This is a genomic window from Falsiroseomonas sp. RANM36, from assembly GCF_056682175.1.
The window spans coordinates 549,618-554,172 of the sequence record NZ_JBWXTD010000005.1 but is presented as its reverse complement, the minus strand read 5'-3'; the positions used below and the strand labels follow the sequence as shown (position 1 = coordinate 554,172).

Here is a 4,555-nt window from a genome sequence, read left to right as displayed (position 1 = left end):
ATCAGGCCGATGGCGCGCCGCGCGGCGAGCTCTTCGGCGAAGGGCGCGAAGGCCGGCAGGCCGAGGCCGTCCACCACGATCCGCGTCGCGGTAGCGATTGCGGCGAGCGCGGCCCCCCCCCCCCCCCGCCCCGCCGCCGGCCGCCCCCCCCCCCGCGGCCGCGCGCGCCGGCGCGGCGCTGGTGGATGGCGTGCGCGTGCAGCGCATCGCGCAGGAAGGCGGCGGCTTCCGCATCGCGACGGACAAGGGCGAGCTGCGCGCCGACGCGGTGCTGGTCGCGACCAATGGCTACTCGCTCGACAGGCGCGGCACCGCCAGCCCCTGGCTGGCGCGGCGCCTGGTGCCGCTCAACTCCTACATCATCGCGACGGAAGAGCTGCCGGCGGAGACGATGGACCGCCTTTTCCCCGGCCGCCGCATGATCAGCGACAGCAAGCGCGTGCTGAACTATTTTCGTCCGTCGCCCGATGGCAAGCGCGTGCTCTGGGGCGGGCGCGCGAGCTTCCGCAAGGCGACGGCCGAGCAATCCGCGCCGCTGCTGCATGCGACGATGGCGGAGTGTTTTCCGGAGTTGCGCGACAGCCGCATCACCCATGCCTGGACCGGCTTCGTCGCCTTCACCTTCGACGGCCTGCCGCATATCGGCGTGCAGGACGGCATCCACTACGCCGCGGGCTGCCAGGGCAGCGGCGTGGCGATGGCCACCTGGCTCGGCCACAACGCCGCGCTGAAGATCGCAGGCGCCGCGAACGAGCGCTTCGCGCTGGACGGCCTGCCCTTCCCGACACGCCCGACCTACAAGGGCAACCCCTGGTTCCTGCCGCTGGTGGGAACCTACTACCAGCTGCGCGACAAGCTCGATCGGATGGCCGCATGAACGCCGACTTCGTCCTGCTCGGGGGCCGCATCGCGACGATGGGCTCGGCAGGCACCGAATGCAGCGCGCTCGCCGCGCTCAACGGCCGCATCGTCGCCCTCGGCGACGACGCTGCGATGCGCCAGCACATCGGCCCGGGCACCACGGTGCTGCAGGCCGAGGGCCGGCGCGTTCTGCCGGGCATCGTGGACAGCCACGCGCACCCCGATGCCTACGCCATCCGCCTGCGCAGCTGGACGCTGGTCTCGCCCGACCGCGTGCGCACGCGCGCGGAGTTGCTCGATACGATCCGTCGCCGCTGCGCGGAGCTGCCGCCCGGCCGCTGGGGCGCCTTCTATCGCCTCAACGAGCGGCAATCCGGCGGCTACCCGACGCTCGACGAACTCGACGCCGCCAACAACGGCCGGCCGCTCTTCATCCTGCGCACCGACGGGCATCTCGGCCTGGCGAACCGCGCCGCCTTCGCCGCCTGCGGCATCGACGAGGCCACGCCCGACCCCGCCTTCGGCCGCTTCGACAAGCTGGACGGCAAGCTCACCGGCCTGGTGCGGGAAACCGCGGCGCATATCTTCCTCAACGCCGTCCACGGGCAGGATTCCGAAGCCGACATCGCGGACGGGATGGAGATGGTGCAGGACCAGTGCCTCGCCGCCGGCATCACCTCGGTCGCGAACTCCCTCACGCCCGGCAAGGCGATCCGCGCCTACCAGGACATGCATCGCGAAGGCCGCTGGCGGATGCGCATGGGCATCATCGCGAGCGGGCGCGACGAACCGCTGATCCCGCACCTGATCGGCGCCGGCATCCGATCGGGTTTCGGCGACGAATGGCTGCGGCTGATCGGCGTCGAGTGGTGCCCGGACTGCTCCACCTCCGGCCGCACCGCCGCCTATTGGGATCCCTATGTCGGCGCACCCGTCCCCGGCGAGCCCGTGCCGAACACCGGCATGCTGCTCTACGAGAAAGAGGATCTGACCACTCGGGCAAGCGCCGCGCACAAGGCCGGGCTGCAGGTGATGATCGAGGGCGTGGGCGACCGCGGCATCGACTTCGCGCTGGACGTGATGGAGGCCGCGCTCGCCGCCCATCCCGTCGCCGACCACCGGATGCGCGTGGAGCATTGCTGCTACGTGACGCCGCCGATCCTCGATCGCCTCAAGCGCGGCGGCTTCGTGGACAGTTCCGCCACCGGCTTCATGGACGAGCTCGGCGAGGCCTATGCCGCCAATCGCGGACAGGCGGCGATGCGCTGGATGTGGCCGCATCGCAGCCTGATCGATGCCGGCGTGCCGGCGCCGGGCCATTCGGACTTCGCCGTCTGCCGCGTCTCGCCCTGGGCCGCCATCGCCGCGATGGTCACCCGCCGCACCACGACCGGCGCCGACCTCGATGCACGGGAGGCGATCACCGCGCGCGAAGCGGTGCATGCCTATACCTGGCTCGGCGCCTGGGCACAGCGCGAGGAACACGAGAAGGGCTCGCTGGAAGTCGGAAAGCTTGCCGACCTCGTCGTGCTGGATCGTGACGTGCTGGATGGCGACGCGGCGGCCATCGCCGGCACGCAGGTCGTCGCCACCGTCGTCGGCGGCGTGATCCGCCACCGCGCCTGAGCGCCGCCCTTCCCGCCTCCGCCGCGGCGCTGCTGGTCGCGCTTTGCGCCACCTGGGGCATCGCACAGATCGCGGTGAAGCTCGGGCTGGAGGGCATCTCGCCGCTGGTGCAGGCCGGGCTGCGCTCGGTCATCGCCGTGCCGCTGCTGCTGCTCTGGTGCCGCTGGCGCGGCGTGGCGATCTTCCTGCGCGACGGCAGCCTCGGCCCCGGCGCGCTTTGCGGCCTGCTCTTCGCCGCGGAGTTCTGGTCGCTGTACGAGGCGCTGGCGCGCACCACCGCCGCGCGCGGCACGGTGCTGCTCTACATGGCGCCCTTCTGGGCGGTGCTCGGCGCGCATCTCCTCGTGCCGGGCGACCGGCTGACCGCGCGCAAGGTTGCGGGCCTCGCGCTCGCCTTCGCCGGCCTCGTCACGGCCTTCGCAGGCCGGCTGGTGGCCCCGGTGGATGCCAGCCTGCTCGGCGACCTGCTGGCGTTGCTGGCCGGCATCTTCTGGGGCGCGACCATCGTGGCGATCAAGGCCACACGGCTGACGCGCATCGCGCCGGAGCGCACGCTGCTCTACCAGCTCGCCGCCTCCGCGCTGCTGCTGCCGCTCGGCTTCACACTGGGCGAACGCGGCCTCTTCGCGCCCGATGCGACGGTGTGGGGCGCGCTGCTGTTCCAGGCGGTCGGCGTCGCCTTCATCTCCTACGCCGCATGGTTCTGGCTGGTGGCGCGCCACAAGGCCTCGGCGCTCGCGCCCTTCCTGTTCCTCACCCCGGTCTTCGCCGCCGCCGCCGGCGCGCTGGTGCTGGGCGAGGCGATCACTTGGCCGCTGCTGGTGTCCCTGGCGCTGATCGGGGCCGGAATCTGGGTGGTGAACCGCGGCTGACCCGCAACAAGCCGTTGACGGCCGCAACGCTTCCGCTAGACGTGACCGATCCGTAACCCCGCGCGAGGCACGTCCCGATGCGTAGGCTCGTCCTGAAGGCGCTCGGCGCCCTGGTGCTCTCCGGCGGCCTCGCCGCCGCGCAGGAAATCCGCCCCGCCATCGTCTTCGACATGGGCGGGCGCAACGACCGCTCCTTCAACGAGGCCGTCCATCGCGGCGGCCAGGAATTCCAGCGCGCCACCGGCGTCGCCGTCGCGGAGTTCGAGGTCACGGCGGAGCCGCAGCGCGAACAGGCGCTGCGCAACTTCGCCCGCCGCGGCCACAGCCCGATCGTCGCGGTCGGCTTCGCGCAGCGCAGCGCGCTGCAGACCGTCGCCGCCGAGTTCCCCAACATCAACTTCGTCATCATGGACAGCGTGGTGGAGCTGCCCAACGTGCAGTCCGTGCTGTTCCGCGAGGAGCAGGGCTCCTACCTGGCCGGCATGATGGCCGCGATGGCCAGCCGCTCCGGCCGCATCGGCTTCGTCGGCGGCATGGACATCCCGCTGATCCGCAAGTTCGCCTGCGGCTATGTGCAGGGTGCGCGGGCGGTGAACCCCGAGATCCAGGTCTTCCAGAACATGACCGGCTCCACCCCGGCCGCCTGGCGCGACCCGGTGCGCGGCGGCGAGCTGGCGCGCAGCCAGATCGAGCGCGGCGCGGATGTGATCTTCCACGCCGCCGGCGGCACCGGCACGGGCGTGCTGCAGGCCGCGGCCGATGCGGGCCGGCTCGGTATCGGCGTGGATTCCAATCAGAACCACCTGCATCCCGGCCGCGTGCTGACCTCCATGCTGAAGCGCGTGGATGTCGCGACGCGGCTGGCTTTCGAGCAGGCGCGCGCCGGCCAGTTCCGCACCGGCCGCACGGTGCTCGGCCTTGCCGAGGACGGCGTCGGCGTCGCCTTCGACGACAACAACGCGCCGCTCGTCACCGCCGAGATGCGCAGCCGCATCGACCAGGCGCGCGCCGAAATCGTGGCCGGCCGCGTCAGCGTCCACGACTTCATGACGAACAATTCCTGCCCCGTGCAATAATCCCCACGAAGCCGCTTCGCAGCTTCGCGGGGGCCCCGCATTGGCGCTGATCCTGTCGATTCCGCTTCTTACAGGCCCCGCCAAGCCCCCGCCGGGGCCCCGGGGGGGGGCCGGGCCGCC

General features: G+C 72.0%; 4 protein-coding genes. All 4 read left to right on the top strand.

Translation table 11 applies throughout. The features are described from left to right. Positions 1 to 97 precede the first annotated feature (97 nt). On the top strand, positions 98 to 877 hold the full coding sequence (locus AC1MIR_RS20670) for an NAD(P)/FAD-dependent oxidoreductase (protein ID WP_480030063.1): 780 nt from the start codon (positions 98 to 100) through the stop codon (positions 875 to 877). Beyond that, complete coding sequence (locus AC1MIR_RS20665; protein ID WP_480030062.1) at positions 874 to 2,487, top strand: amidohydrolase; 1,614 nt, start codon at positions 874 to 876, stop codon at positions 2,485 to 2,487. Before AC1MIR_RS20670 ends, AC1MIR_RS20665 begins: the two co-directional genes overlap by 4 nt. After that, on the top strand, positions 2,484 to 3,359 hold the full coding sequence (locus AC1MIR_RS20660; protein WP_480030229.1) for a DMT family transporter: 876 nt from the start codon (positions 2,484 to 2,486) through the stop codon (positions 3,357 to 3,359). The genes AC1MIR_RS20665 and AC1MIR_RS20660 overlap by 4 nt, the downstream gene beginning before the upstream one ends. Before the next feature lie 77 nt (positions 3,360 to 3,436). After that, positions 3,437 to 4,435 (top strand): BMP family lipoprotein, encoded by a 999-nt coding sequence (locus AC1MIR_RS20655; protein WP_480030061.1) that lies wholly within the window; start codon positions 3,437 to 3,439, stop codon positions 4,433 to 4,435. Positions 4,436 to 4,555 lie beyond the last annotated feature (120 nt).